Source organism: Shewanella japonica (assembly GCF_002075795.1).
Taxonomy (GTDB): domain Bacteria; phylum Pseudomonadota; class Gammaproteobacteria; order Enterobacterales; family Shewanellaceae; genus Shewanella; species Shewanella japonica.
The window spans coordinates 3,471,254-3,495,823 of the sequence record NZ_CP020472.1 but is presented as its reverse complement, the minus strand read 5'-3'; the positions used below and the strand labels follow the sequence as shown (position 1 = coordinate 3,495,823).

General features: G+C 41.1%; 24 protein-coding genes. All 24 read left to right on the top strand.

Annotated elements, in window-relative coordinates; genetic code table 11:
* Positions 1-119: 119 nt before the first annotated feature.
* The 24 genes from SJ2017_RS15060 (at position 120) to fliG (ending at position 24,557) form a co-directional block, all read left to right on the top strand.
* Positions 120-953, top strand: a complete 834-nt coding sequence (locus SJ2017_RS15060; RefSeq protein ID WP_055025050.1) for a CheR family methyltransferase — start codon at positions 120-122, stop codon at positions 951-953.
* Between the two features lie 149 nt (positions 954-1,102).
* A complete protein-coding gene (gene flgB, locus SJ2017_RS15055; RefSeq protein WP_065108539.1) occupies positions 1,103-1,501 on the top strand; it encodes a flagellar basal body rod protein FlgB in 399 nt (132 codons plus the stop codon).
* A gap of 2 nt (positions 1,502-1,503) precedes the next feature.
* Complete coding sequence (gene flgC / locus SJ2017_RS15050) at positions 1,504-1,920, top strand: flagellar basal body rod protein FlgC (protein ID WP_055025048.1); 417 nt, start codon at positions 1,504-1,506, stop codon at positions 1,918-1,920.
* Between the two features lie 24 nt (positions 1,921-1,944).
* Positions 1,945-2,715 carry a flagellar hook assembly protein FlgD gene (gene flgD / locus SJ2017_RS15045; protein ID WP_055025047.1) on the top strand — a complete coding sequence of 257 codons (771 nt, stop codon included), beginning with the start codon at positions 1,945-1,947 and terminating at the stop codon, positions 2,713-2,715.
* A 75-nt stretch (positions 2,716-2,790) separates the two neighbouring features.
* Complete coding sequence (gene flgE / locus SJ2017_RS15040) at positions 2,791-4,155, top strand: flagellar hook protein FlgE (protein ID WP_055025046.1); 1,365 nt, start codon at positions 2,791-2,793, stop codon at positions 4,153-4,155.
* Between the two features lie 206 nt (positions 4,156-4,361).
* Entirely contained in the window at positions 4,362-5,105 is a 744-nt protein-coding gene (gene flgF / locus SJ2017_RS15035; RefSeq protein WP_065108537.1) for a flagellar basal-body rod protein FlgF, read from the top strand.
* Positions 5,106-5,116: 11 nt separating this feature from the next.
* Positions 5,117-5,905 carry a flagellar basal-body rod protein FlgG gene (gene flgG / locus SJ2017_RS15030; protein WP_055025044.1) on the top strand — a complete coding sequence of 263 codons (789 nt, stop codon included), beginning with the start codon at positions 5,117-5,119 and terminating at the stop codon, positions 5,903-5,905.
* Positions 5,906-5,928: 23 nt separating this feature from the next.
* Positions 5,929-6,603, top strand: coding sequence for a flagellar basal body L-ring protein FlgH (gene flgH, locus SJ2017_RS15025; RefSeq protein WP_080916257.1), 675 nt, complete (start codon positions 5,929-5,931; stop codon positions 6,601-6,603).
* Positions 6,604-6,613: 10 nt separating this feature from the next.
* A complete protein-coding gene (locus SJ2017_RS15020) occupies positions 6,614-7,726 on the top strand; it encodes a flagellar basal body P-ring protein FlgI (protein WP_080916256.1) in 1,113 nt (370 codons plus the stop codon).
* Between the two features lie 17 nt (positions 7,727-7,743).
* The gene (flgJ, locus tag SJ2017_RS15015; RefSeq protein ID WP_080916255.1) at positions 7,744-8,823 is read left to right on the top strand and encodes a flagellar assembly peptidoglycan hydrolase FlgJ; all 1,080 of its coding nucleotides are present in this window, start codon (positions 7,744-7,746) and stop codon (positions 8,821-8,823) included.
* Positions 8,823-10,757, top strand: a complete 1,935-nt coding sequence (flgK, locus tag SJ2017_RS15010; RefSeq protein ID WP_080916254.1) for a flagellar hook-associated protein FlgK — start codon at positions 8,823-8,825, stop codon at positions 10,755-10,757. Before flgJ ends, flgK begins: the two co-directional genes overlap by 1 nt.
* A gap of 11 nt (positions 10,758-10,768) precedes the next feature.
* Positions 10,769-11,971: a flagellar hook-associated protein FlgL gene (gene flgL / locus SJ2017_RS15005; protein ID WP_055025040.1), complete on the top strand. Its 1,203-nt coding sequence runs from the start codon at positions 10,769-10,771 to the stop codon at positions 11,969-11,971.
* A 112-nt stretch (positions 11,972-12,083) separates the two neighbouring features.
* Positions 12,084-12,905 (top strand): flagellin N-terminal helical domain-containing protein, encoded by an 822-nt coding sequence (locus tag SJ2017_RS15000; protein ID WP_065108534.1) that lies wholly within the window; start codon positions 12,084-12,086, stop codon positions 12,903-12,905.
* Between the two features lie 264 nt (positions 12,906-13,169).
* Positions 13,170-13,988 (top strand): flagellin N-terminal helical domain-containing protein, encoded by an 819-nt coding sequence (locus tag SJ2017_RS14995; RefSeq protein ID WP_080916253.1) that lies wholly within the window; start codon positions 13,170-13,172, stop codon positions 13,986-13,988.
* Between the two features lie 114 nt (positions 13,989-14,102).
* The gene (locus tag SJ2017_RS14990; RefSeq protein WP_119969042.1) at positions 14,103-14,486 is read left to right on the top strand and encodes a flagellar protein FlaG; all 384 of its coding nucleotides are present in this window, start codon (positions 14,103-14,105) and stop codon (positions 14,484-14,486) included.
* 61 nt (positions 14,487-14,547) lie between these two features.
* The gene (fliD, locus tag SJ2017_RS14985) at positions 14,548-15,915 is read left to right on the top strand and encodes a flagellar filament capping protein FliD (protein ID WP_080916251.1); all 1,368 of its coding nucleotides are present in this window, start codon (positions 14,548-14,550) and stop codon (positions 15,913-15,915) included.
* A 5-nt stretch (positions 15,916-15,920) separates the two neighbouring features.
* Positions 15,921-16,241: a hypothetical protein gene (locus tag SJ2017_RS14980; RefSeq protein ID WP_055025035.1), complete on the top strand. Its 321-nt coding sequence runs from the start codon at positions 15,921-15,923 to the stop codon at positions 16,239-16,241.
* A 14-nt stretch (positions 16,242-16,255) separates the two neighbouring features.
* The gene (gene fliS, locus SJ2017_RS14975; RefSeq protein ID WP_055025034.1) at positions 16,256-16,660 is read left to right on the top strand and encodes a flagellar export chaperone FliS; all 405 of its coding nucleotides are present in this window, start codon (positions 16,256-16,258) and stop codon (positions 16,658-16,660) included.
* Positions 16,661-17,098: 438 nt separating this feature from the next.
* Positions 17,099-18,529 carry a sigma-54 dependent transcriptional regulator gene (locus tag SJ2017_RS14970; RefSeq protein ID WP_055025033.1) on the top strand — a complete coding sequence of 477 codons (1,431 nt, stop codon included), beginning with the start codon at positions 17,099-17,101 and terminating at the stop codon, positions 18,527-18,529.
* A gap of 132 nt (positions 18,530-18,661) precedes the next feature.
* Entirely contained in the window at positions 18,662-19,885 is a 1,224-nt protein-coding gene (locus SJ2017_RS14965; protein WP_240433822.1) for a sensor histidine kinase, read from the top strand.
* Entirely contained in the window at positions 19,878-21,224 is a 1,347-nt protein-coding gene (locus SJ2017_RS14960; RefSeq protein WP_080916250.1) for a sigma-54-dependent transcriptional regulator, read from the top strand. Before SJ2017_RS14965 ends, SJ2017_RS14960 begins: the two co-directional genes overlap by 8 nt.
* A 228-nt stretch (positions 21,225-21,452) precedes the next feature.
* Positions 21,453-21,794: a flagellar hook-basal body complex protein FliE gene (fliE, locus tag SJ2017_RS14955; RefSeq protein WP_080916249.1), complete on the top strand. Its 342-nt coding sequence runs from the start codon at positions 21,453-21,455 to the stop codon at positions 21,792-21,794.
* Between the two features lie 107 nt (positions 21,795-21,901).
* Complete coding sequence (gene fliF, locus SJ2017_RS14950) at positions 21,902-23,521, top strand: flagellar basal-body MS-ring/collar protein FliF (protein WP_218919256.1); 1,620 nt, start codon at positions 21,902-21,904, stop codon at positions 23,519-23,521.
* A complete protein-coding gene (gene fliG / locus SJ2017_RS14945) occupies positions 23,511-24,557 on the top strand; it encodes a flagellar motor switch protein FliG (protein ID WP_055025029.1) in 1,047 nt (348 codons plus the stop codon). Before fliF ends, fliG begins: the two co-directional genes overlap by 11 nt.
* The last annotated feature ends 13 nt before the right edge of the window (positions 24,558-24,570 follow it).

Genomic DNA, 24,570 nt, shown 5'->3' with positions numbered 1-24,570 from the left:
TAGTCAGACAGTTATTGTGAGCAATACGTTGTGCTTGTCGATAGTCGTGATAAGTTAATAAAAGTAACCTGTTCACTCTGAAGTGACGCTAGTGTCATTTCTTATAATAGGATGTAAATGTGACGAATAAATCACTCGCTGAAGCAGAATATAATCAGTTTAAGCTCTTTTTAGAACAGCACAGCGGCATTGTATTAGGTGACAACAAGCAATATTTAGTAAGAAGCCGATTAGCTCCTTTGATGGGTAAATATGATTTGCCGTCATTATCAGAAGTGGTTAAAAGGTCGATGAAGCCAACGGAAAGGCATTTAAGGGCGGAAGTCATTGATGCAATGACAACGAATGAGACCTTGTGGTTTAGGGACAAATATCCGTTCGAGTTGCTCAATAATGCGTTATTACCTGAATACAGTCGCTTAGGAAGACCGTTAAAAATTTGGTCTGCTGCTTGTTCTTCAGGGCAAGAGCCTTATTCACTCGCGATGACGATTTTGGAATACCAGCAACGTAAACCAGGCGCATTACCTGGTAATGCAACCATTCAAGCGACAGATTTATCTCCGTCAATGCTTGAGCGTTGTAAAAATGCTGAATACGATAGTTTAGCCCTAGCTAGAGGGTTATCACCTGAGCGTAAGCGCCAATTTTTTGATCCTTTGCCTTCCGGTAACATGAAAGTAAAAGATAATGTGAAGCGTTTGGTAAACTTTAGGGCACACAATCTTCTTGAAAGTTATAGCCTTTTAGGAAAGTTTGATATTATTTTTTGCCGTAATGTTCTGATTTATTTTGCCCCAGAGGCAAAAGCAAAAATATTGCGGCAATTTGCTGCCGCTTTAAACCCTAACGGTATTTTGTTTTTAGGGGCGTCAGAGTCTATCTCGGGATTAACGGACGAGTTCAATATGGTTAGGTGCAACCCTGGTATATATTACCAGAAGAAGAGTTAGCTATAATTAGTTGTAATAGTTGAATATTTTTATTTATTAATGCCAGCGTTCGTTGGCATTTTCATTTTTATCATTTCATTTCTAATAATCTAATTTTTTTGGCATAAGCTTTGCTTTAATTCTGTCAGTTAGCTGGCGGAGGCAATTTTATGGCGATTAATTTTGAAAATGGTTTAGGTATACATCAATACTCTTTGGGCATACGTGCACAACGGGCTGAAGTGCTATCCAGCAACATCGCCAATGCTAATACGCCAGGTTATAAAGCTCGAGATGTCGACTTTGCTGCAGCAATGAACAGCGCACGCGCTAAGCAAAGTGGATTACAGATGAGTCAAACAACTGACAAACATTTCGACTTGAAAGCGTTAAGCCAGGAAAATGTAAAGTTTAGAGTGCCTAATCAACCAGATACAGGTGATGGCAACACCGTTGATTCTCAACAAGAACAAGCGGCCTTTATGCAGAACTCCTTGGAATATCAAATGTCACTGGGCTTTCTTGAAAGCAAGTTCTCAGGCATGCGTAAAGCTATTAGAGGTGATTAATCATGAGTCTATTTAATATTTTTAATGTGTCGGGTTCTGGTATGTCAGCACAATCAGTGCGACTTAATACTACCGCCAGTAACATTGCCAATGCTGATTCAGTTTCCAGTAGTGTTGATCAAACTTATAAGGCTCGTCATCCGATTTTTGAAGCTGAAATGGCCAAAGCAAGCCATGAGCAAAATAGTTCTCACAGTGTCAGTGTTAAGGGCATTGTTGAAAGTGATAAACCGTTATTAAAGGAGTTTTCTCCTGATCATCCTATGGCTGATGGTGACGGCTTTATTTACAAACCGAATGTCAATGTGATGGAAGAGATGGCGGATATGATTTCAGCATCTCGTTCTTATCAAATGAATGTCCAAGTGGCTGATGCGGCAAAATCAATGCTGCAACAAACACTTCGTATGGGTAAGTAATATGAATTTTGTGGGGGGTAAAAGATGAGCCTCATTAATCCTTACAGCAGTCAGTCTTTACCACAGACTCAATCTGCTAGTAGTACTGGTATTGCATCCAATACACAAGAAACAGCCAGTACAGGGAATGCATTTTTAGACAGTGTGGCCTTACAAGGAGAGCCAGAAACACCTGAACCTAATAGCCAGGAGCTGACTCAATCAGATTTCTTTGCTTTATTGAGTCAACAGTTATCAATGCAAGATCCGTTTAAGCCTGTTGAAAACGATCAAATGATTTCGCAAATGGCATCATTCTCAACCGTTGACGGTATTGCCAAGTTGAATGAAGAAATTCTCAACTTAAATAACTTAACGAGTTCGAGTCAGGCGTTGCAGGCTTCAAGTTTAGTAGGCCGTAAAGTGTTAATTCCGTCTGATACGGGGCACATATCGTCAGATAGTCCAGAAGTCAATGGCGTGATTAGTACACCAACTTCTATCGATACGATAACAGTCAGTATTGAAGACGAAAGTGGCCAAGTCATTAAAACCTTTGAAGTTGACGGCTCTGCTGGCGGTAACATTGATGTGTCATGGGATGGGCTAGATAAAAATGGCGACCCAGCTCCTGAAGGCAATTACGCGATAAAAGCGAACGGCAAAATTGATGGAAAATCAGAAGATTTAGCAGTATCGACCTATGCGCATGTGACGAGCGTGTCACTGGGTAACACCACAACAGGAGCAATATTAAACCTACGTGGTATTGGTGGTATTCAGTTGTCAGATGTCTTAGCTGTCACTGAAAGTTAATTAGCTTATCAAATTTAAAGCTGGCAGCTGTGGCAGTCAGTAAAACAAACAGAATGAGTAGGAAAGGGGTGAATTATGTCGTTTAACATTGCTTTGAGTGGTATTTCTGCAGCTCAAAAAGATCTCAATACCACTGCGAATAACATTGCTAACGTTAACACCGTAGGCTTTAAAGAATCTCGTGCCGAGTTTGCTGACGTATATGCTAATTCAATTTTCTCTAACAGCAAAACTGCTGTCGGTGGCGGTGCGACAACGACACAGGTTGCACAGCAATTTCAGCAAGGTAGTTTACAGTTTACTAGTAACTCTTTAGATATGGCGATAAGTGGCGGTGGTTTCTTTGTGACATCATCAGGTGTGGGAGTTCAAGATCACGCATTCACTCGTGCTGGCGCATTTAAAGTTAACTCAGAAAGTTACATGACTGATTCTGCTGGTAACTATTTACAAGGGTTCCCTGTTGATGCTGACGGTAACTCTACCTCGGTTAGTTTAACGACGACTCAACCAATTAAGATCCCTGATACGGCAGGTAGCCCAGTGAAAACTGAGAATATTGGCCTACAGATGAACCTTGATGTGGGTGAAACGCCATTAGATCCTGCTAACTTTGATCCCAACGATCCTGACACGTTTAATAAATCGACTTCAGTGACGATTTATGACTCACTTGGTGAATCGCACATTATGACCACCTATTTTGTTAAGCCGACAGAAGGGGCTTATACCGGTGAAAGTAATTGGGTTGCATTCTATGCTGTAGATGGCAAACAAGTTGACCTTGACCAAGCAAATGGTGGTTCATACGGCGCTGATACGACTGGTGACGGTGTTGCTGATACGACAAGATTTGCTGAAAATGCATCGGGCTGGAAAGGCTCGGTATTAAAGTTCAATGATGCGGGCGCATATACAGGCTCAGATCCTGCGGTAGTTGAAACGGTTGAGCTGGGTGTTAATGGTGCTAACGTATTAGGCCCTGGCGCTGATGGTAGTCAAAAAGTTACCGTTGGATTTAATAATCCAACTCAATATGCATCTCCATTTGAAGTGACTGAGTTAACTCAAGATGGTACCACCGTCGGTCGTTTGACTAACGTAGGTATTGGCGAAGATGGCTTAGTGACAGCAAGTTACAGTAACGGTTCGACTGAACCATTAGCTCGAGTTGCTTTGGTTCGTTTTGCTAACGAGCAAGGTTTAACTCAAGTGGGTAATACTTCTTGGAAAGCCAGCTTGGATTCTGGTCCAGCGCTAGCAGGTGAAGCAAATAGTGGTACCTTTGGTAGTATTCGTTCATCGGCGCTTGAACAATCTAACGTCGATTTGACCACTGAGTTAGTGGATTTGATTTCTGCACAACGTAACTTCCAAGCGAACTCTCGTACACTTGAAGTGAATAACACGTTAAATCAGTCGATTCTTCAAATTCGATAAGTTTGACTTGTTTTGACAAAGAGTTGCCGCAACGGCAACTCTTTGCCTTTTCATTTTTTGCCTCTTATTGTTTTTCTTTTCACTTCCTGCTTTTCAAATACATTTCATTTAGTTAGCCATTCTCTATTCACAATTTATATATTGGCACACTCATTGCTAGTTCTAGTTATATCTTTAGTTATGTAAAAAGTTTGACGGAGCGGCAGATGGACAAATTACTGTATGTTGCCATGAGTGGGGCAAAGCAAAATATGAATGCTTTGGCTGTTCGTGCCAATAATTTAGCCAATGCGAATACCGATGGTTTTAAAGCTGATTTGGCTCAAGCTCGCTCTATGCAAGCGTTTGGGGAAGGCTTACCGACACGTGTCTTTTCTATGACTGAAAGCCCTGGGCAAAATTTTAGTTCAGGCCCAATTAAAACTACGGGTCGTGATTTAGACATTGCGATTAAAGATAAAGGTTGGATTGCAGTGCAGGGTGCTGATGGCGGCGAAGCGTATACCCGCTCCGGTAGTCTAAGTTTTGACAGTACAGGCTTATTAACTAATGGTCGAGGCAACCCTGTTATGGGAGAGGCTGGACCGATAGTTTTGCCGCTACCAATCGACAAAGTTCAAATCTCGCCTGATGGCATTATTTCTGTAAGACCTCAGGGTGCAACTGCGGATGTGGTTGAAGAAGTGGCACGAATTAAATTAGTTAATCCATCAAATGAAGAAATGATGCGTGGTGAAGATGGGTTATTTAGGCTGACTTCGGGCTTAAATGCGCCGAACGATCCTAATGTGAATATCGAAACAGGGGCTGTTGAAGGCAGTAATGTTAACGCTGTTTCAGAAATGGTGGCGTTAATTGATATCCAGCGTCAATACGAAATGCAAGTGAAGATGATGAAAAATGCCGAAGAGCTAGACCGTGCTTCATCATCCTTAATGAGAGTTAGTTAGGAGTAATAATTATGCATCCCGCTTTATGGATCAGTAAAACAGGCTTAGATGCCCAACAAACCGATATTGCAGTTATTTCTAATAACGTGGCGAATGCGAGCACCGTAGGTTACAAAAAAAGCCGTGCAGTATTCGAAGACTTGCTATATCAAACAGTCAATCAAGCTGGTGGTATAAGTGCTGATAATACTAAGCTGCCGAATGGTTTGAACATTGGTGCCGGTACTAAGGTCGTGGCAACTCAAAAAATGTTCACCCAAGGTAACATGTTAACCACAGATAACTCGTTAGATTTAATGATTGAAGGCCCTGGATTTTTTGAGGTCGAGATGCCTGATGGCACCGCTGCTTATACCCGAAATGGTCAATTTAGCTTAGATGAAAATGGCCAGATTGTGACTCCAGGTTCTGGTTATGTCGTGCAACCGTCAATCACCATACCTGATGATGCAACTTCAATTACAGTCTCTGCCGAAGGTGAAGTATCAGTAAAATTATCTGGCGCGACAGAAAGCACAGTTGTTGGACAGTTAGCCATGAGCGATTTCATTAATCCATCAGGGTTAGATCCATTAGGGCAAAACTTGTATACCGAAACTGGCGCAAGTGGAACGCCTATTCAGGGAACAGCTTCTTTAGATGGCCTAGGCGCTATTCGCCAAGGGGCATTAGAAACATCAAACGTTAATGTGACTGAAGAGCTAGTAAACCTGATTCAAAGTCAGCGTATTTACGAAATGAACTCTAAAGTGATATCAGCTGTTGATCAGATGATGTCTTACGTGACTCAGAACCTATAACTGTTATTGAAAGGAACTGGATTATGAATAAATACCTAGCGTTAGCATCCGTTATTTTCATTGCCGGTTGTAGTTCAACGCAACAAAAACCTATACCTGATGATCCATTTTATGCGCCAGTGTATCCAGAAGCATCACCAACTAAAATGGTGTCGACGGGGTCGATTTACATGGACCATCAATCGTCTAGCTTATATTCAGATATACGAGCACATAAAGTCGGTGACATTATCACAGTGCTGTTAAATGAATCGACTCAAGCTAAAAAAAGCGCCAATAACGAAATCAAAAAAGACTCTAATCTGAGTGTTGACCCTATCTATGCTGGTGGCGGCAATGTGACGATTAAAGGTGTACCACTTGATTTACGTTATTCTGATGCGATGGACACCAAGCGTGAAGCTGATGCTGACCAATCTAACAGCCTTGATGGCAGTATCTCAGCTAACGTGATGCAAGTGCTCAGTAATGGCAACTTGGTTATCCGTGGTGAAAAATGGATTTCGATTAACAATGGCGATGAATTTATTCGTGTTACAGGCATGGTAAGAAGTCAAGATATCACTCCTGAGAATACAGTTCAGTCAACTCGAGTAGCCAATGCCCGCATTCAATATAGCGGAACGGGTACATTTGCAGATGTTCAAAAAGTAGGGTGGTTAAGCTCATTCTTTATGAGCGAATGGTGGCCTTTCTAAGGAGTATGCCATGAAAATTTCATCTTTATTTATCTCCATTACCCTTACCGTCTCTGTTGCATTAACGGTATTTTCTGCGCCAGTTCAAGCACAGCGAATTAAAGATATTGCCAACGTTCAAGGTGTACGTAGTAACCAACTGATTGGTTATGGTCTTGTGGTTGGTTTGCCAGGCACTGGTGAAAAAACCAAATACACTGAACAAACATTCAGAACCATGCTGAAAAACTTTGGCATTAATTTACCTGATAATGTGAACCCTAAAACCAAGAATGCGGCGGTGGTAGCGGTGCATGCAGAGATGCCAGCATTTATTAAGCCCGGTCAAAATATTGACATTACCGTATCGAGTTTAGGTGAAGCAAAAAGCTTACGTGGCGGCACTTTACTGCAAACCTTTTTAAAAGGGGTTGATGGCAATGTTTACGCTATCGCACAAGGCAGTCTAGTGGTCAGTGGTTTCAGTGCAGAAGGTTTAGATGGTTCGCAAGTGATTCAAAATACGCCAACAGTTGGGCGTATTCCTGGTGGCGCGATTGTTGAACGCAGTGTGATGAGTCCATTTGCGACAGGGGATCATCTAACTTTTAACCTACGTCGTTCAGATTTTTCTACCGCTAAAAGTATGGCAGATGCAATTAACGACTTTTTAGGTCCAGGTATGGCAAGAGCGTTAGATGCAACCTCTATTCAAGTCAGTGCGCCTCGTGATGCATCACAGCGAGTTTCTTTTTTAGCGACATTAGAAAATGTTGAAGTCGAGATAGCTGATGAATCTGCGAAAGTGATTGTTAACTCACGCACTGGCACCATTGTCGTTGGCCAAAATGTGCGTTTAATGCCTGCAGCTGTGACGCATGGCGGATTAACGGTCACCATTGCAGAAGCTACGCAAGTTTCGCAGCCAAATGCATTTGCAAATGGTCAAACGGTTGTCACTACAGATAGCACAATTGATGTTGCTGAAGAAGACAGTCGTATGTTTTTGTTTGATCCAGGTACGACATTAGATGAGCTTGTACGTGCTGTAAACCTGGTTGGCGCAGCGCCTTCTGATGTGCTTGCAATATTAGAAGCGTTAAAGATGGCAGGCGCTTTGCATGGTGAACTTATCATCATCTAAATATTGTCGGTACGACTATGGAAAAGCTGTCAAATTCATCGCACTTTCTGGATCTAGGAGGACTAGATTCATTACGTTCTCAGGCTCAGAAAGACGAGAAAGCGGCACTTAAAGAAGTCGCTAAACAGTTTGAAGGTATCTTTATTCAAATGCTGATGAAAAGCATGCGTGATGCTAACGCAGCTTTTAAATCAGACAGTCCAATGAACAGTCAAACCACTGAGTTTTTTGAGAACATGCGTGATCAACAAATGTCAGTGGACTTGTCTGATAAAGGTATGCTGGGCATTGCTGATTTAATGGTTCAGCAATTATCACCTCAAGATACACCATTTAAGCCTGCCTCTGTCCTTCGTGGCGATATTGATGCAAACATTCAACATGGTTTATTTGATAACAAATCAGCAGACATTGCGGTCAGTCCAATAGCGTCGTTTGCACAAAAAACACCCAATGAACCAGTAGTAAATGTTAATCAGCTTGCCAGTCATCACTCGGTTATCGATGAGCAAGCAATGGCGAAAATTCTGGCAGGCGAAAAGGGCACTTCAGTTGCCGCTAATGGCAATCAATTGCCGCAATCAGTCAATAAAGCGCCGTCCGAATTTAGCAACCCTGCGCATTTTGTTAATACGCTTTATCCTCATGCTGAAAAAGCAGCTAAAGCTCTCGGAACAACACCTGAAGTGTTGCTTGCTCAGTCAGCACTTGAAACAGGCTGGGGTCAGAAAATGATCAGACGTCAAGACGGCACGGCTAGTAATAACCTGTTTAACATTAAAGCCGATACTCGCTGGCAGGGTGATAAGACATCGGTGAACACCTTGGAGTATGAGCAAGGCAAGGCTGTTAAACAAAGAGCTGACTTTAGAATGTACGACAGTATTGAACAAAGCTTTAATGATTTTGTGTCCTTTATCGCCAATGGTGAACGTTACCAAGAGGCCAAAAAAGTGGCTGCAGAACCTGCAAAATTTATTAATGAGTTACAAAAAGCTGGCTACGCCACTGATCCTCAATACGCAAAGAAAGTGCTAAAAGTGATGGAAACAGTGACTAATGGACTTAAGTCTGCATTACCAGGAGAGACTAACTAATGGCTGTTGATTTATTAAATATCGCCCGCACCGGCGTACTGGCGGCTCAATCTCAAATGGGCGTTACCAGTAATAACATTGCTAACGCCAATACGATTGGCTATCACCGTCAAGTTGCCGAGCAGTCGTCGTTAGAATCCCAAAAGATTGGTAACAGCTTTTATGGTACGGGTACTTACGTTACTGATGTAAAGCGGATCTACAATGACTTTGCTGCCAGAGAGTTGCGTATAGGCCAAACCTCAATGAGCGCCGCAGAGACTCGTTACACCAAAATGAATGAGATGGATCAGCTCTATTCACAAATTGGTTCAATGGTGCCAGATCGATTAAACGACTTTTTCTCAAGCATTAATAGTGTGGCCGATTTACCAACCGATATAGGTATGCGTGACAGTATGCTTGGCGCAGCGCAACAAGCTGCAAGTAGCCTAAATCAAATGCAGTCTCATCTCGACTCACAGATGAAACAGACTAATAGTCAAATTGGTGCGATGGCTGATCGCATCAATGAAATCAGCAATGAGCTGGCTAGCATTAATCTAGAGCTAATGAAAAGCGAAAGTCCAGACAGCCAGTTACTAGATAAACAAGATGCACTTATTTTGGAGTTAAGTGAGTATTCCGAAGTCAACGTTATTCCGCTTGAGAATGGTGCTAAAAGTGTCATGTTAGGCGGCTCTGTGATGCTGGTGTCTGGTGAAGTTTCAATGCAAATCGGTACCACTACTGGAGACCCTTATCCCAATGAATCTCGTTTGACCACGACCACTGGTAATCAAAGTTTAGTAATTGATGGATCAAAACTAGGCGGTCAACTTGGGGAGCTATTTAAATTTCGCGATGAAACCTTAGTGCCTGTTGGCCAAGAATTAGGTCAATTAGCGTTAGGTATTGCTGATGCATTCAATGAAATGCAGTCAAATGGTTATGATTTAAATGGTGAAATTGGTCAAAATATATTTACTGATATAAATGATCCACTGATGTCAGCTGGGCGTGTCGGTGAATTTGACGGAAATACTGGTACTGCCAAAATCCGAGTCAACATAGATGATGTCGGTGAATTGACAGGAAGTTCATATGAACTGTCGTTTACTGCACCTTCAACCTATGAGTTAAAAGATACTAAAACAGGTGAAGTACAAGCTTTGACCTATGATGCTGTCAATAACCAGTTAACGGGCGGAGATGGATTCAGTATCCAAATTGACTCGGTGCCAGCAGGTTTTGCAGATGGTGATAAGTTTGAAATTAGACCCAATGCAGGCGCCGCAGCAGGTATTGGTGTCGAAATGACCGATCCCAAAGGTATTGCAGCAGCTGCCCCTAAAATTACTGGTGAACCCACTAACTCGGGTGACACCAGTGTTAAGTTAACTAGCATAGATAGAACAAATGCTAATTTCCCTGTGACTGATAGTGAAATCACTATTCAAATCGATACCGTTACAAATACTTATCAAGCTTTTGACGCCAGTGGCGCAGCAATTGGTGGCCCAACGGCATTTACTCCTCCACAAATTAGTACACCTTATGGCTTTGGTTTTGAAATTAGCGACACGTCAACAGCTGGCGTAACCGACAGTTATACCTTCGATTTATCATTTGCCGAAGGAGATAACAGCAATGCGATAGAAATGGCGAAACTGTCAGATGAAAAATTAATGAATGGCGGCACAACGACCTTAGCTGGCGTGTTTGAAGGTAGTAAGCTTGATATTGCTAGCAAAACCAAAGCCGCTGCCGTGTCTTTTGAATCAAATGAAGCTGTTTATCTACAAGCATATAACCGTGTACAAAGTGAGTCGGGAGTGAACTTAGACGAAGAAGCTGCCAACTTAATGCGTTATCAACAATCTTACCAAGCTTCAGCCAGGATCATGACAACAGCTCAGCAAATGTTTGATTCATTGCTTAGTTCTGTTCGTTAGGAGAATTAGTCATGCGTATTTCAACTGCTCAAATGTTTCATCAAAATACTTTAAGTCTGTCTAAAGGTCAGTCTTCAACCAATAAAATTTTGGAACAACTGGCAAGTGGCAAAAGGCTCAATACCGCAGGAGACGATCCTGTTGCAGCTATTGGTGTTGATAACTTAAAACAAAAAAACGCCTTGGTGGATCAATTCGTCAAGAATATTGACTATGCACAAAAGCACCTTGGATTAAGCGAAAGTAAGTTAGGCAGCACAGAAACAATTATGAGTAGTATGCGTGAGCAACTACAGCGCGCCGCAAACGGCAGCCTATCTCAATCGGAACGGCAAATGATTGCCGATGAAATGAAAGATAGTCTCGAAGAGTTAATGTCGATTGCCAACACAAAAGACGAATCGGGTAATTATATCTTTGCTGGCAACAATACTAATAATCCACCTTTTGCGTTTGATAATAATGGTCAAATAATTTACAGCGGTGACAGTGGCGAGCGGCAAAGTATCGTTGCCTCGGGTGTTACCATCGGAACAAATGTGCCAGGTGACACTGTGTTTATGAACGCACCTAATCCGCTTGGTGATTATGGTGTCAATTATTTGCCATCTCAACAGGGTGATTTTGTTGTTGATAAGGCGGCCATTTTTGATTCTGCTGCACACGTAGAAGATACCTATACCTTTAAGTTTGTTGATAACGCAGGTGTCCTTGATTTACAAATTGAAGATTCGGGCGGCACCGTCGTATCAACGGTTGCAAACTTTGATCCTAGCAATCCGGTAAGTTTTAACGGCATAGAAGTTCAACTGTCAGGTCAGCCTGTCGCGGGTGACTCTTTTACCATGGAACCTCAAGAAACCGTCAGTATTCTAGATACCTTTAATGAAGCGATTGCGATGCTTGAAGATCCTACTATTCCAAATACTTCTCAAGGAAACTCAAAGTTGGCACAGCTATTGAATAATATCGATAGTGGTCAAAATCAAGTCAGTACAGCAAGAAGTATTGCTGGCAATAGCTTGAAAAGTTTAGAGAGTATCTCTACGAATCACGCTGAAGAAAAAATCGTTAATGATAGCGCATTATCCATGCTTGAAGATTTGGACTATGCCGCAGCAATAACTGAATTTGAAAAACAGCAACTGGCATTAAATGCCGTGTCGAGTGTGTTCGGCAAAGTCGGTTCTATTTCGTTGTTTGATTATATCTAGTAAGGCGTTCAGATCTTGCAAGATATATAAAGCAAGAAAGACCAACGTTAAATTGTAAAATTTAGCCAAGCTCCAAAGTCTTGGCAACAAAACTAAGAATGAGGATTTATTTATGGCTATTACAGTAAATACCAATGTTACATCTATGAAAGCACAGAAGAACTTAAATGCGTCGACGCAAAATTTAAGTACTTCGATGGAACGTTTATCAAGTGGTTTACGTATTAACAGTGCAAAAGATGATGCGGCCGGTCTAGCTATTTCTAACCGCTTGAACTCGCAGGTTCGTGGGTTAGAGGTTGGTATGCGTAATGCGAACGATGCAATTTCGATAGCGCAAATCTCAGAAGGTGCGATGCAAGAACAGACAAACATGTTGCAGCGTATGCGTGATTTGACTATTCAATCTGAAAATGGTGCAAACAGCCCTGACGATTTAGCAGCATTGAAAGCTGAGATGGATCAATTAGCGGAAGAAATCACCGCGATTGGTAATAGTACGGCTTTCGGTGACACGAAATTATTAACAGGTGACTTTTCTGCTGGTAAAACGTTCCAAGTTGGTCACCAAGATGGTGAAGATATCAGCATTACAGTTAAAACAAGTAATGCGACAAGTCTATCTGTTGCAGCATTAACAAATGCGACTTCAGCAGGACGTGCATCAGCGCTAACCAAAATTGATGCCGCAATTAAAAATATTGATACTCAACGTGCAGATTTAGGTGCAAAACAAAACCGTCTAGCACATAACATTGCAAACAGTGCAAATACGCAAGCTAACGTTGCAGATGCTAAGTCGCGTATTGTTGATGTTGATTTCGCGAAAGAAACCGCTGAAATGACTAAAAACCAAGTGTTGCAACAAACGGGTAGCTCAATGTTGGCTCAAGCTAACCAATTGCCACAAGTGGCGCTATCATTATTAGGTTAATGACACCGAGTTAACACCCTAAAGCTTTTTATAAAATCTTTCGGGCTAAAAATTAAGCCATACTTGTTTAAATAATAACAAGCATGGCTTTTTTGTTTGTTTAAGTTATTGATTTTATGTAATTAAGGCTTGATGTGCGAAAAATGTTCAAAAAAATTCTAAAGTAACCTAAATTGCAGCCGTTAAAGTATTTGTAACCCAATAGACCCGCCTGGCAATAGAGACAGGCAAGTTTTAAAGCCGGGTATAAAGAGGAAACAAATTATGGCTATTACAGTAAATACAAACGTAACATCAATGAAAGCGCAAAAGAACTTAAATGCTTCTACAGGTAACTTAGCAACCTCAATGGAGCGTTTATCAAGTGGTTTACGTATTAACAGCGCAAAAGATGATGCGGCTGGTTTAGCTATTTCGAACCGTTTGAACTCTCAAGTTCGTGGTTTAGAAGTGGGTATGCGTAACGCTAACGACGCAATCTCAATCGCTCAAATCTCTGAAGGCGCAATGCAAGAGCAAACAAACATGCTTCAGCGTATGCGTGACTTAACGGTACAATCTGAGAATGGTGCAAACAGTACTGAAGATTTAGCGGCTCTTAAAGCTGAAATGGACGAACTTGCACTAGAAATTACTGAAATTGGTAATAACACCGCATTTGGTGAAACTAAATTATTAGATGGTAGTTTTTCAGGTGGTAAAAACTTCCAAGTAGGTCACCAAGATGGTGAAGATATCACTATTACAGTTAAAACAAGTGACTCTACAAGCTTATCAGTTGCCTCACTAACTAACGCAACATCAGCGGGCCGTGCTTCTGCTCTGTCTAAAATCGATGCGGCAATTAAAACAATTGATAGCCAACGTGCAGATTTAGGTGCGAAACAAAACCGTCTTGCACATAACATCGCTAACAGTGCAAATACACAAGCAAACGTTGCAGATGCTAAATCACGTATTGTAGATGTTGATTTCGCGAAAGAAACCGCTGAAATGACTAAAAACCAAGTGTTACAACAAACAGGTTCTGCAATGCTTGCACAGGCTAACCAGTTACCTCAAGTGGCATTATCTCTTCTATAATTTGATTAGTTAATTAAATTTTGATGATTAGAGAAGGGAGATCTTGTTAGGTCTCCCTTTTGTCGTTTTGATATTGATTATCGTACTAAACTAATTAAGAGGCGTAAGATGGCTATGGATATCAATTTTACTGGTACCTCAAATACCCTTACTGATAATATGGGGACTCGTCAACTGACTGAGAGTAAAGCTCAGGTCGCAGAAGAAAAAACCAAAGTTGCTGAGTTAGTAAAGTCAGATCAACAAGCTAAAGACTATGTTGATAAAGAGTCAAATAATCAAGAGTTAGCCGAAGTTACTGATGACCTAAATGATATGGCGTCAATAATGCGTAAAGGGCTTGCCTTTAAAGTGGATGATGACTCTGGGAAAAATGTGATCAGTGTCATGGATATTGACTCTGGTGATGTCATTAGGCAAATACCTAATGAAGAAGCGTTAGAACTGTCGAAAAAATTAGCTGAAGTGGCAGGGATTTTGCTTAATACAGAGGCATAATTAAGGCGTTTTTTTGCTTTAATATTAATGTAAGAATTATTGAATAATAGGTGAGGAATTTATGGCATTAACAGCAACTGGTATTGGCTCAGGTCTTGATATCAACACCATTGTCGGTGTACTCGTCGATGCTGAAAAACTCCCTAAAGAAGCATTATTCGATAAAAGTGAAGCGACAATAGATGCAAAAGTGTCAGCGATTGGTTCGTTGAAAAGTAAATTATCGACATTCCAAGATGCACTAGAGAAGCTGAGTGACCCAGATGCACTTAATATTCGTAAAGTGTCGACTGGCGAAAGCATTTATTTTGGCGCTACAGCCGATAAGAATGCACAATCAGGCAGTTATCAAATTCAAGTAGAACAGCTGGCTTCTTCTCATAAAGTGGCTGGAGCCAATGTGGCCGACCCGAGTTTAGGGGTGGGAACTGGTAGCCTGGATTTATCGGTTAATGGTGAAGCTTTCTCAGTAGATATTGAAGCCACCGACTCACTTGAAGATATCGCCAAAAAAATCAATGGCGCTACAGACAACTCTGGTGTAACTGCAACGATCATTAAAAGTGATGATGGTAGCCGTATCGTGTTTAGCTCTGATGAGCCAGGTACCGACAATGAAGTGACAATTACTGCGAACGATACTGCCGGCTCTGGGTTAAATGACATGTTTGGCGCTGGAAATTTGACGACACTTCAAAATGCGGAAAATGCCGTCATCTATATTGATGGTCAAAAGGTTACTTCTCAATCTAATGAAATTACCGATGCCATTGCTGGTGTCACGCTTTCGCTAACTGATGCTGATGTATCAAAAACCTCAACATTAAAAATTGAGCAAGATGACGAGCTAGTTAAAGAAAATGTGCAAGCATTTGTGGATGCATACAATACGTTAGTGACTTCAATCAGTGATATGTCTAAATATGACACTGAAAAAGAAGAAGCCGCTGCGCTGCAAGGGGATTCAATGATTCGTTCGGTAGAATCCCAAATGAGAAGCATGATCAGTAATCGAGTCGATGTTGACGGACAGAGCGTTGCATTATATGACATTGGTATTGAAACTGATCGATACGGAAAAATGTCAATTAATACCGAAAAACTAGATGAATCTATCAGTGAAAACATGGATTTAGTTGAAGGATTATTTGCGACTCCTGACACAGGTATTGCAAGCCAATTAGATACCATGGTCGAAGGTTATGTTAAAACGGGTGGGTTAATTGATAGCCGTAATAATAGTTTAACCAGTGAGAAAAGCCGTTTAGACGATCAGCGTGATGCGTTTAGTTTGAAAATGGAGTTACTTGAAGCACGTTTATTTAAACAGTTTAATGCCATGGATTTGGTCGTTGCATCATTGAATCAACAAAGCTCTGGATTAACAGAGCGATTAAATTCATTACCAGGCTCTGTGCCAAGTAGCTAATTTATATGAAACAACTATCTGAAAAAAACCTGCAAATAGAAGAATTGCTAAAAAATATTGATAATACTCCTTCAGAAAATGAATCTTCTGATGAGTTGGTATCTAACTTGCTAGTACTTATAGGTGAGCGTCAAATTTTACTCGATAACCTGAAATTTGAAGATGAAGAAACTGAAAGAAAAATGTTAGAACAACAGATTTCTATTGGCAAAGTGTTTGAGCAGAAGGTCATAGCATTGCAAAAACACATTCAATCTTTACTTCAGGCTAGAAAGAAAAATCAGCGCCAAATTAATGTTTATCAATCTATAGACTCAAATAAGTAGCAAAGGTGAACCCTATGAGAGGATCAATTAAATCTTACCAAAAGGTATCAATCGACAGTGAGATAGCTGTTGCTTCTCCACATCGAATTATTCAAATGATGTTCGATGGTGCTTTATTACGATTAGCGCAAAGCCGATACGCAATTGAAAATCATGATTTACAGGCTAAAGGTGTCGCGATTAACAAAGCAATAGGTATCATAAATGGCTTGAATAATAGTCTTAATATGGACGTCAAAGACTCTGTTGCAAGCAATTTAAGTGATCTTTATGATTTCATGTTACGCCGTATTTCAGAGGCAAACGTGAATAATGATGTGATAGCCATTGATGATGTCACAAACATCCTAAGAACGATTAAAGAAGGTTGGGATGCAATCCCTGCTGAGATGCATCAAATGACGTCAGAAGCGAGTTAATTTTGATATCATTGTAAAGGGCGCCATAGGCGCCTTTTTTGTATTTCGACAGGTAAAAATGAGCGTCTCTATTCGTCCATAAATGGCATTTCCAGTCTGGCTTATCGTATTGGTTGTATATAAAAACAGCTGTTAGTGACTTAAATCAATAGCATGGTAGAATATTGGCTGATCAAGCTTGATTCTCTTGCTCTGATAATACAGTATTTATTTTTGCGTATTCGTTTAAACTTTATTGCAGTTTTGGCTATATTTAAGTAAAGATTAAAAAATATGTGTTCGCGATCTTCTATGTTAATGTTTATATTATAATTGTGTCATCTGACTCATAGAAATATAGCGTGATAAACTACATTCAAGTCAGGTGAGCGTTATTGATTTTTGATAACGAAGAATTTTGACTCTGAATTACTAATAACTAGAGCTTTGGCCTTCTTAATGATGCAAATAGAACAACGAATTTTAATTGTTGCTGAACCTTCTGAGCGCGTGTCTCGTCTTTGTTGTATTTTTGAATTTTTAGATGAAAAACATCACCTCATTTCAACTGATGATCTTGCGCCGTTAACTCGTGACTCTCGTTTTAGAGCTTTAGTTATCGACACTGAATCTGTTTCAGCTGAATTCATTAAAGATGTGCAATCCTCAATTCCTTGGCAACCCGTTTTATTAATCGGTTCGCAAGAGATTAATGGCGTGAATGTACTTGGTACAATCGAAGAGCCAATAAACTATCCTCAGCTCACTGAGCTGCTTCATTTTTGCCAAATTTACGGTCAAGCTAAGCAACCTCAAATACCAACCAGCGCCAATCAAACCAAACTGTTTAGATCACTTGTTGGTCGTAGTGAAGGGATTGCCAATGTTCGTCACCTAATAAGCCAAGTCGCAACGTCTGATGCCACTGTGTTAGTGCTGGGTCAATCTGGTACAGGTAAGGAAGTGGTTGCTCGTAATATTCATTATATGTCAGAGCGACGTGATGGACCGTTTATTCCTGTCAATTGTGGTGCTATTCCACCTGAGTTATTAGAAAGTGAGTTATTTGGCCATGAGAAAGGCTCTTTTACTGGCGCGATTTCTACCCGTAAAGGTCGCTTTGAATTAGCTGAAAACGGCACATTATTTCTAGATGAAATTGGCGATATGCCGCTGCAGATGCAAGTAAAACTATTACGTGTACTGCAAGAAAAAGTCTTTGAACGTGTCGGTGGTTCTAAAACGATTACAACAGATGTGCGCGTGGTTGCTGCGACTCATCGTGATCTTGAAACCATGATTGATAAGAATGAGTTTCGTGAAGATTTATACTATCGACTAAACGTATTTCCAATTGAAATGCCGTCGTTAAGTGAACGACGTGATGACGTACCACTGTTACTGCAAGAATTAGTTAGCCGTGTGTTTAATGAAGGTCGCGGTAAAATTCGTTTTACCCAACGTGCGATAGAGTCATTAAAAGAACATAACTGGTCTGGTAATGTACGTGAACTGTCTAACCTAGTTGAAAGGCTAACCATTTTATTCCCAGGCGGGCTTGTCGATGTCAATGACTTACCACGTAAGTATCGTTATATTGATGTGCCTGAATACAGCGTGGAAATCAGTGAGGAGCAACAAGAGCGTGACGCCTTAGCTTCAATTTTCAGTGATGATGAGCCTATCGAAATCCCTGAAACACGATTCCCAAGCGAATTACCTCCTGAAGGCGTGAATTTAAAAGATTTATTAGCCGAGCTTGAAATCGATATGATCCGTCAAGCACTTGAGCAGCAAGATAACGTTGTTGCAAGGGCTGCAGAAATGCTTGGTATTCGCCGAACGACACTCGTTGAGAAAATGCGTAAATACGGTATGAGTAAAGACTAGTATCATCGCGCAAAAAATGTTCTATTAAAGCATGCCTTCTGGCATGCTTTTTTATGCCTCTTGATAAGTTTGATTAAAGTGGCATACCAAATGCATTAGCCTGTTAAAAGTAAATATTTTGACGGAGTGGCTATGTTTTCAGCGCAACTAGTTTCAGAACAATCAGTAACGGCGCAAGCATCAGCAGAGCACTATGCCTTTAATATAGATGACGATTCAGTTCAGCAAAGCACTGCTAAAATTGACTTAACTGGCTCAGTCAGTTCATCGGCGCCTTTTAATCAGCAGTTTATTGAACAAAATGAGCGAGCGGTTCCGCAAAAGGCGGCTAATATGTCAAATCAAATGGCGCATATATTACAAGCTATGCCATCTGGCGTTGTGATTATTAATGGGGATGGTGTTGTCACTCTTGCTAACCCTGTGGCCACTGAATTATTAGGCAGACCTTTACAAGGTGCCAAGTGGTTTGAAATTATTAATCGTGCTTTCTCTCCCCAAGAAGATGATGGTCATGAGGTTTCTCTTAAAAATGGTCGTCGAGTTAAGTTAGCAATTACTCCTTTAACACCGGAGCCTGGTCAGTTAATTGTACTGACGGATTTAACTGAAACCCGCTTACTTCAAAAGAATTTATCGCATTTACAGCGATTATCAGCGCTTGGGAAAATGGTCGCAACATTGGCTCATCAAGTCAGAACTCCGCTTTCTGCTGCAATGTTATATGCGTCGAACTTAGCCAGCCCTAAGTTGGCTGAAACGGCTAAAAAACGCTTTCAGTCTAAGTTAGTTGATCGTCTTAATGAACTTGAGCGACAAGTTAATGACATGCTGCTAATGGCTAAGAATAAACAAGACGATGTCTCAGAGGCTTTATTGGCTGAAGCAATTATTGAACCTGTGTTAGCTAACTGTGAACCTATTGCTGAAAACAAGTCGTGTAAATTACAGTATTTTAATCATTCTAGTGATGCGATTTTAGCTAATGGCAATGCATTAAGTTCAGCGATTAACAATTTAGTGATGAACAGCTTAGAAGCCAATGCAACTGAAGTACGTATCATAACCAGTTCAACCGATCATCGTCTGAATATTGATGTGATTGATAATGGTAAAGGGCTAGCTGCTGATATGCAGCAACAAATACTTGAGCCCTTTTTTACCACAAAAAGCCAAGGTACAGGACTTGGGCTTGCTGTAGTGCAAACCGTTGTGAGAAACCATAACGGCACGGTGCAGGTGTCATCGCAACCCGATAAAGGTTGCCTTATCAGGCTTTCATTCCCAGTGCATAATGTTGATGAACAAGTCAACGCTAAGGCAAGTTTAACTCAAACGGAGACTTCTCATGGGTGAAGCAAAATTACTACTCGTTGAGGATGATGCATCGTTAAGAGAAGCATTACTGGATACATTAATGTTAGCTCATTACGATTGTGTTGATGTTGGTTCAGCCGAAGAAGCCATCATAGCGTTAAAATCTAATGATTTTGATCTGGTTATCAGTGATGTTCAGATGGATGGCATTGGTGGCATCGGCTTATTAAATTACCTCCAGCAAAATAATAATAAGATTCCAGTATTATTAATGACAGCTTACGCCACCATTGATAATGCGGTAAGTGCCATTAAGTTAGGCGCGGTGGATTATTTGGCGAAGCCATTTGCGCCAGAGGTGCTGCTCAATCAAGTGTCACGCTACTTGCCGTTAAAACAAAACCTCGATCAACCTGTTGTGGCTGATGACAAAAGTTTGGCATTACTGTCAATTGCACAACGAGTCGCAAGTTCCGATGCATCAGTGATGATTATGGGGCCGAGCGGTTCAGGTAAAGAAGTGCTTGCACGATACATTCATCAAAACAGTGTCAGAGCAGATGAGCCTTTTATTGCCATTAACTGCGCCGCTATACCTGAGAATATGCTTGAAGCAACCCTATTTGGTTATGAAAAAGGCGCCTTTACTGGCGCTTATCAGGCGTGTCCTGGTAAATTTGAGCAGGCACAAGGCGGGACGATTTTATTAGATGAAATCTCTGAAATGGAGCTTGGTCTGCAAGCTAAACTTTTACGTGTGCTGCAAGAAAGGGAAGTAGAGCGCCTTGGTGGTCGTAAAACGATATCGCTAAACGTTCGAGTGTTAGCAACTTCCAACCGTGATTTGAAAGAAATGGCATCTTCAGGAGCCTTTAGAGAAGACTTATATTATCGCATTAATGTGTTTCCGCTTACTTGGCCTGCATTAAATCAGCGACCTGCTGATATTTTACCGCTTGCTCGTCACTTGATAGTGAAACATGCAAAACTTGCGAATATTTCACCTGTACCCACAATCGATGATGTGGCTTGTAGAAGGCTGCTGACTTATCGCTGGCCTGGTAATGTGCGAGAGCTTGATAATGTCATTCAACGAGCGCTGATATTGTATACAGGTGAAGAGGTGACAAGCAATGATATTGTGCTTGATAGTGCCGAAGTGCCGCTACAGCCTACTGAGCAACAAGCTAAACCGAGCACAGAAACAGATGGCTTAGGCGGAGAATTAAAAGCCCAAGAACATGTGATTATTTTGGAAACATTAAATCAGTGTAATGGCAGTCGCAAAGCGGTAGCTGAAAAGCTGGGAATTAGCGCAAGAACCTTACGATATAAAATGGCGAAAATGCGCGATATGGGCATTCAAGTGCCGGCTTAATTTTCTCCTGTTAACATTTTTATTGTTAACTTCAGCCAGAAAACCTAGCACTTTCGCTAGGTTTTCTTATCTACAATGACAATTGCTGCGCATACATTGAGCAAACGCACTGCTTTTTACCCCCAATATCTATTGTTAATAGGCATTTTTATATTATTGGCATCCTAATTGCTAAATCTATTGTAACTGGTTTTTAGTCGTCAAATATCCGACGAATAGGAGTTTACAATGCAGGTTAGCGGAAATCCTTTTTTACAAGAAATGCAATCACTTCGTGGTGAAATTTCACCTAATCTTCGTTCTCCAATTCAACCGGATATGACTCAGAAGGTGGGTAATACATCAGGGGCTGATTTTGGAGGGTTACTTTCTCAAGCCGTAGGAAGTGTTACTGCTTTACAAAAAAATTCCGCCAACCTAGCGACACGTTTAGAAATGGGAGATTCGACAGTCACGCTGTCAGATACCGTAATAGCTCGTGAAAAGTCAGGTGTGGCATTTGAAGCAACTGTGCAAGTAAGAAACAAGCTTGTTGAAGCTTATAAAGAAATTATGAGCATGCCTGTTTAGGCTCTTATCAGATTAGAAAGTAGGTAATTATTGTGAGCACAGATCTCGTATTAGATTCAGATACCGTTGATAGCACAGGGATTCAGCAAGAGAACAAATCTGGCTTAATGAGTTCATTTGGCAGTGCTGATTTCATGCGTCAAATCACCATGATATTAGCGTTGGCAGTCTGTTTGGTGCTGGCGGTTTTCATGATGATTTGGGCGCAAGAGCCTGAGTTTAGACCTCTAGGTCAGATGGAAACCAATGAAATGATCCAGGTTCTGGACGTTCTCGATAAAAATAAAATTGCCTATAAAATTTCTGGTGATGTAGTCAGTATTCCAGAAGATAAGTATCAAGATGTAAAATTACTATTAGGCCGTGCAGGTGTTGAAACCTCAAGCCAACCAACTGATTATTTGAGTAAAGATAGTGGCTTTGGTGTGAGTCAACGCATGGAGCAGGCGAGATTAAAACAAAGCCAAGAAGTCAATTTAGCTCGTGCAATTGAAGAGCTTAAAAGTGTTACTCGTGCCAAAGTGATTCTAGCGTTACCAAAAGAAAATGTATTTGCCAGAAACAAATCTAAACCTAGCGCAACCGTAGTCGTTAACGTGCGCCGTGGCAGCTTAGGCCAAGAAGAAATTGATTCCATTGTTGATATTGTCGCTTCTGCTGTTCAGGGTTTGGAGCCTACTCGAGTCACAGTGACTGACTCTAATGGCCGTTTACTTAACTCTGGAAGCCAAGATGGCGCTTCAGCAAGAGCTCGCCGTGAACAAGAGTTAGTTCAACAAAAAGAATCTGAATACCGTAATAAAGTTGATTCTATTTTAATGCCGATTTTAGGCCCTGAAAACTTTACCTCGCAAGTGGATGTCAATATGGACTTCACTGCCGTTGAGCAAACAGCAAAACGTTTTTCTCCTGATTTACCAGCAGTACGCAGCGAAATGACCATTGAGCGTAATTCATCGGGTCAGGCAATGGGTGGTATTCCAGGTGCATTATCAAACCAACCACCTATGGAGTCTGATATTCCACAAGAAGTGGGTGAATCTGAAGCCACTGCAGCTACTGGAGACAGTTTCCGTGAAGCGACTCGTAACTTTGAGCTTGATACGACTATTAGTCATACTCGTCAGCAAGTTGGCGTGGTTAGAAGGTTAAGTGTATCAGTTGCTATTGACTACAAGCCTGGACCTGTTGATGAAAATGGTGTGGTAACAAGAGTACCTAGAACCGAACAAGAGCTGACTAATATCCGACGTTTATTAGAAGGGGCGATGGGGTTTACCAGTCAACGTGGTGATACGTTGGAGGTGGTAACGGTTCCATTTATGGACCAACTAATTGAAGAGTTGCCAGCGCTTGAAATGTGGGAGCAACCATGGTTTTGGCGAGCGGTAAGGCTAATACTAGGCGCATTATTAGTGCTAGTTCTGATATTATTTGTTATTCGTCCAATGCTAAACAGGTTATTGAAATCTAACGAAGTTGAGATGCCTGAAGAAACACGTTTAGGCCATGAGCTTGCTGAAATTGAAGATCAGTACGCCGCAGACACATTAGGCATGTTAAATACTCAGCAAGCTGATTACAGTTATGCTGATGACGGTTCAATTCAAATACCGAACCTGCATAAAGATGATGATATGATCAAGTCGATTAGGGCATTAGTGGCTAATGAACCTGAACTTTCTACCCAAGTAATTAAGAGTTGGTTACAAGAAGATGGCAAATGATGACGTAGCAGTTGCAGAGGCAACTAAAGGGTTTAACCCTGATGACTTAACGGGTATCGAGAAAACGGCTATTTTGCTGTTAAGCCTAAGTGAAGCTGATGCAGCTTCGATTTTAAAGCACCTTGAACCTAAGCAAGTCCAGAAAGTCGGTATGGCAATGGCTGCTATGGAAGAGTTTGGCCAAGAAAAAGTCATTGGTGTTCATAAGTTATTTCTTGAAGAAATCCAAAAATTCTCATCTATTGGCTTTAATAGTGAAGAATTTGTCAGAAAAGCATTAACAGCGGCACTTGGTGAAGATAAAGCGGGTAATTTGATTGAACAAATTATCATGGGCAGTGGTGCCAAAGGTTTGGATTCATTGAAATGGATGGATGCACGTCAGGTTGCCACCATTATTCAGAATGAGCATCCGCAAATCCAAACTATTGTTTTATCTTATTTAGAGCCCGATCAAGCGGCTGAAATTTTTAGTCAGTTCCCAGAAAATACCCGCTTAGATTTAATGATGCGTATTGCTAACTTGGAAGAAGTGCAACCTGCTGCATTGCAAGAGTTAAATGACATCATGGAGAAACAGTTTGCAGGCCAAGGCGGCGCACAAGCGGCTAAAATGGGCGGCTTAAAAGCAGCTGCGAATATTATGAACTTCCTTGATACCGGCGTAGAAAGTCAGATTATGGAAACCATGCGTGAATCTGATGAGGAAATGGCACAACAGATCCAAGACTTAATGTTTGTATTTGAGAACTTGATTGACGTTGATGACCGTGGCATTCAAGTCTTGCTCAGAGAAGTACAACAAGATGTACTTATGAAAGCCTTGAAAGGGGCCGATGACCAGTTATCTGATAAAATCGTGGGTAATATGTCTAAGCGTGCAGGTGAGTTACTACGTGACGATCTTGAGGCTATGGGACCGATTAGGATCAGTGAAGTGGAAGTGGCTCAAAAAGAAATTCTCGCAATTGCACGACGCTTGAGTGATAGTGGTGAAATTATGCTTGGCGGCGGTGGTGGAGAAGAGTTCTTATAATCACTTGTGCTAA

Bases quoted from the DNA above. Each gene is read 5' to 3' on its own strand.
- flgB (WP_065108539.1), top strand. From the start codon at position 1,103: ATGGCGATTAATTTTGAAAATGGTTTAGGTATACATCAATACTCTTTG.
- flgC (WP_055025048.1), top strand. From the start codon at position 1,504: ATGAGTCTATTTAATATTTTTAATGTGTCGGGTTCTGGTATGTCAGCA.
- flgD (WP_055025047.1), top strand. From the start codon at position 1,945: ATGAGCCTCATTAATCCTTACAGCAGTCAGTCTTTACCACAGACTCAA.
- flgE (WP_055025046.1), top strand. From the start codon at position 2,791: ATGTCGTTTAACATTGCTTTGAGTGGTATTTCTGCAGCTCAAAAAGAT.
- flgF (WP_065108537.1), top strand. From the start codon at position 4,362: ATGGACAAATTACTGTATGTTGCCATGAGTGGGGCAAAGCAAAATATG.
- flgG (WP_055025044.1), top strand. From the start codon at position 5,117: ATGCATCCCGCTTTATGGATCAGTAAAACAGGCTTAGATGCCCAACAA.
- flgH (WP_080916257.1), top strand. From the start codon at position 5,929: ATGAATAAATACCTAGCGTTAGCATCCGTTATTTTCATTGCCGGTTGT.
- SJ2017_RS15020 (WP_080916256.1), top strand. From the start codon at position 6,614: ATGAAAATTTCATCTTTATTTATCTCCATTACCCTTACCGTCTCTGTT.
- flgJ (WP_080916255.1), top strand. From the start codon at position 7,744: ATGGAAAAGCTGTCAAATTCATCGCACTTTCTGGATCTAGGAGGACTA.
- flgK (WP_080916254.1), top strand. From the start codon at position 8,823: ATGGCTGTTGATTTATTAAATATCGCCCGCACCGGCGTACTGGCGGCT.
- flgL (WP_055025040.1), top strand. From the start codon at position 10,769: ATGCGTATTTCAACTGCTCAAATGTTTCATCAAAATACTTTAAGTCTG.
- SJ2017_RS15000 (WP_065108534.1), top strand. From the start codon at position 12,084: ATGGCTATTACAGTAAATACCAATGTTACATCTATGAAAGCACAGAAG.
- SJ2017_RS14995 (WP_080916253.1), top strand. From the start codon at position 13,170: ATGGCTATTACAGTAAATACAAACGTAACATCAATGAAAGCGCAAAAG.
- SJ2017_RS14990 (WP_119969042.1), top strand. From the start codon at position 14,103: ATGGATATCAATTTTACTGGTACCTCAAATACCCTTACTGATAATATG.
- fliD (WP_080916251.1), top strand. From the start codon at position 14,548: ATGGCATTAACAGCAACTGGTATTGGCTCAGGTCTTGATATCAACACC.
- SJ2017_RS14980 (WP_055025035.1), top strand. From the start codon at position 15,921: ATGAAACAACTATCTGAAAAAAACCTGCAAATAGAAGAATTGCTAAAA.
- fliS (WP_055025034.1), top strand. From the start codon at position 16,256: ATGAGAGGATCAATTAAATCTTACCAAAAGGTATCAATCGACAGTGAG.
- SJ2017_RS14970 (WP_055025033.1), top strand. From the start codon at position 17,099: ATGATGCAAATAGAACAACGAATTTTAATTGTTGCTGAACCTTCTGAG.
- SJ2017_RS14965 (WP_240433822.1), top strand. From the start codon at position 18,662: ATGTTTTCAGCGCAACTAGTTTCAGAACAATCAGTAACGGCGCAAGCA.
- SJ2017_RS14960 (WP_080916250.1), top strand. From the start codon at position 19,878: ATGGGTGAAGCAAAATTACTACTCGTTGAGGATGATGCATCGTTAAGA.
- fliE (WP_080916249.1), top strand. From the start codon at position 21,453: ATGCAGGTTAGCGGAAATCCTTTTTTACAAGAAATGCAATCACTTCGT.
- fliF (WP_218919256.1), top strand. From the start codon at position 21,902: ATGAGTTCATTTGGCAGTGCTGATTTCATGCGTCAAATCACCATGATA.
- fliG (WP_055025029.1), top strand. From the start codon at position 23,511: ATGGCAAATGATGACGTAGCAGTTGCAGAGGCAACTAAAGGGTTTAAC.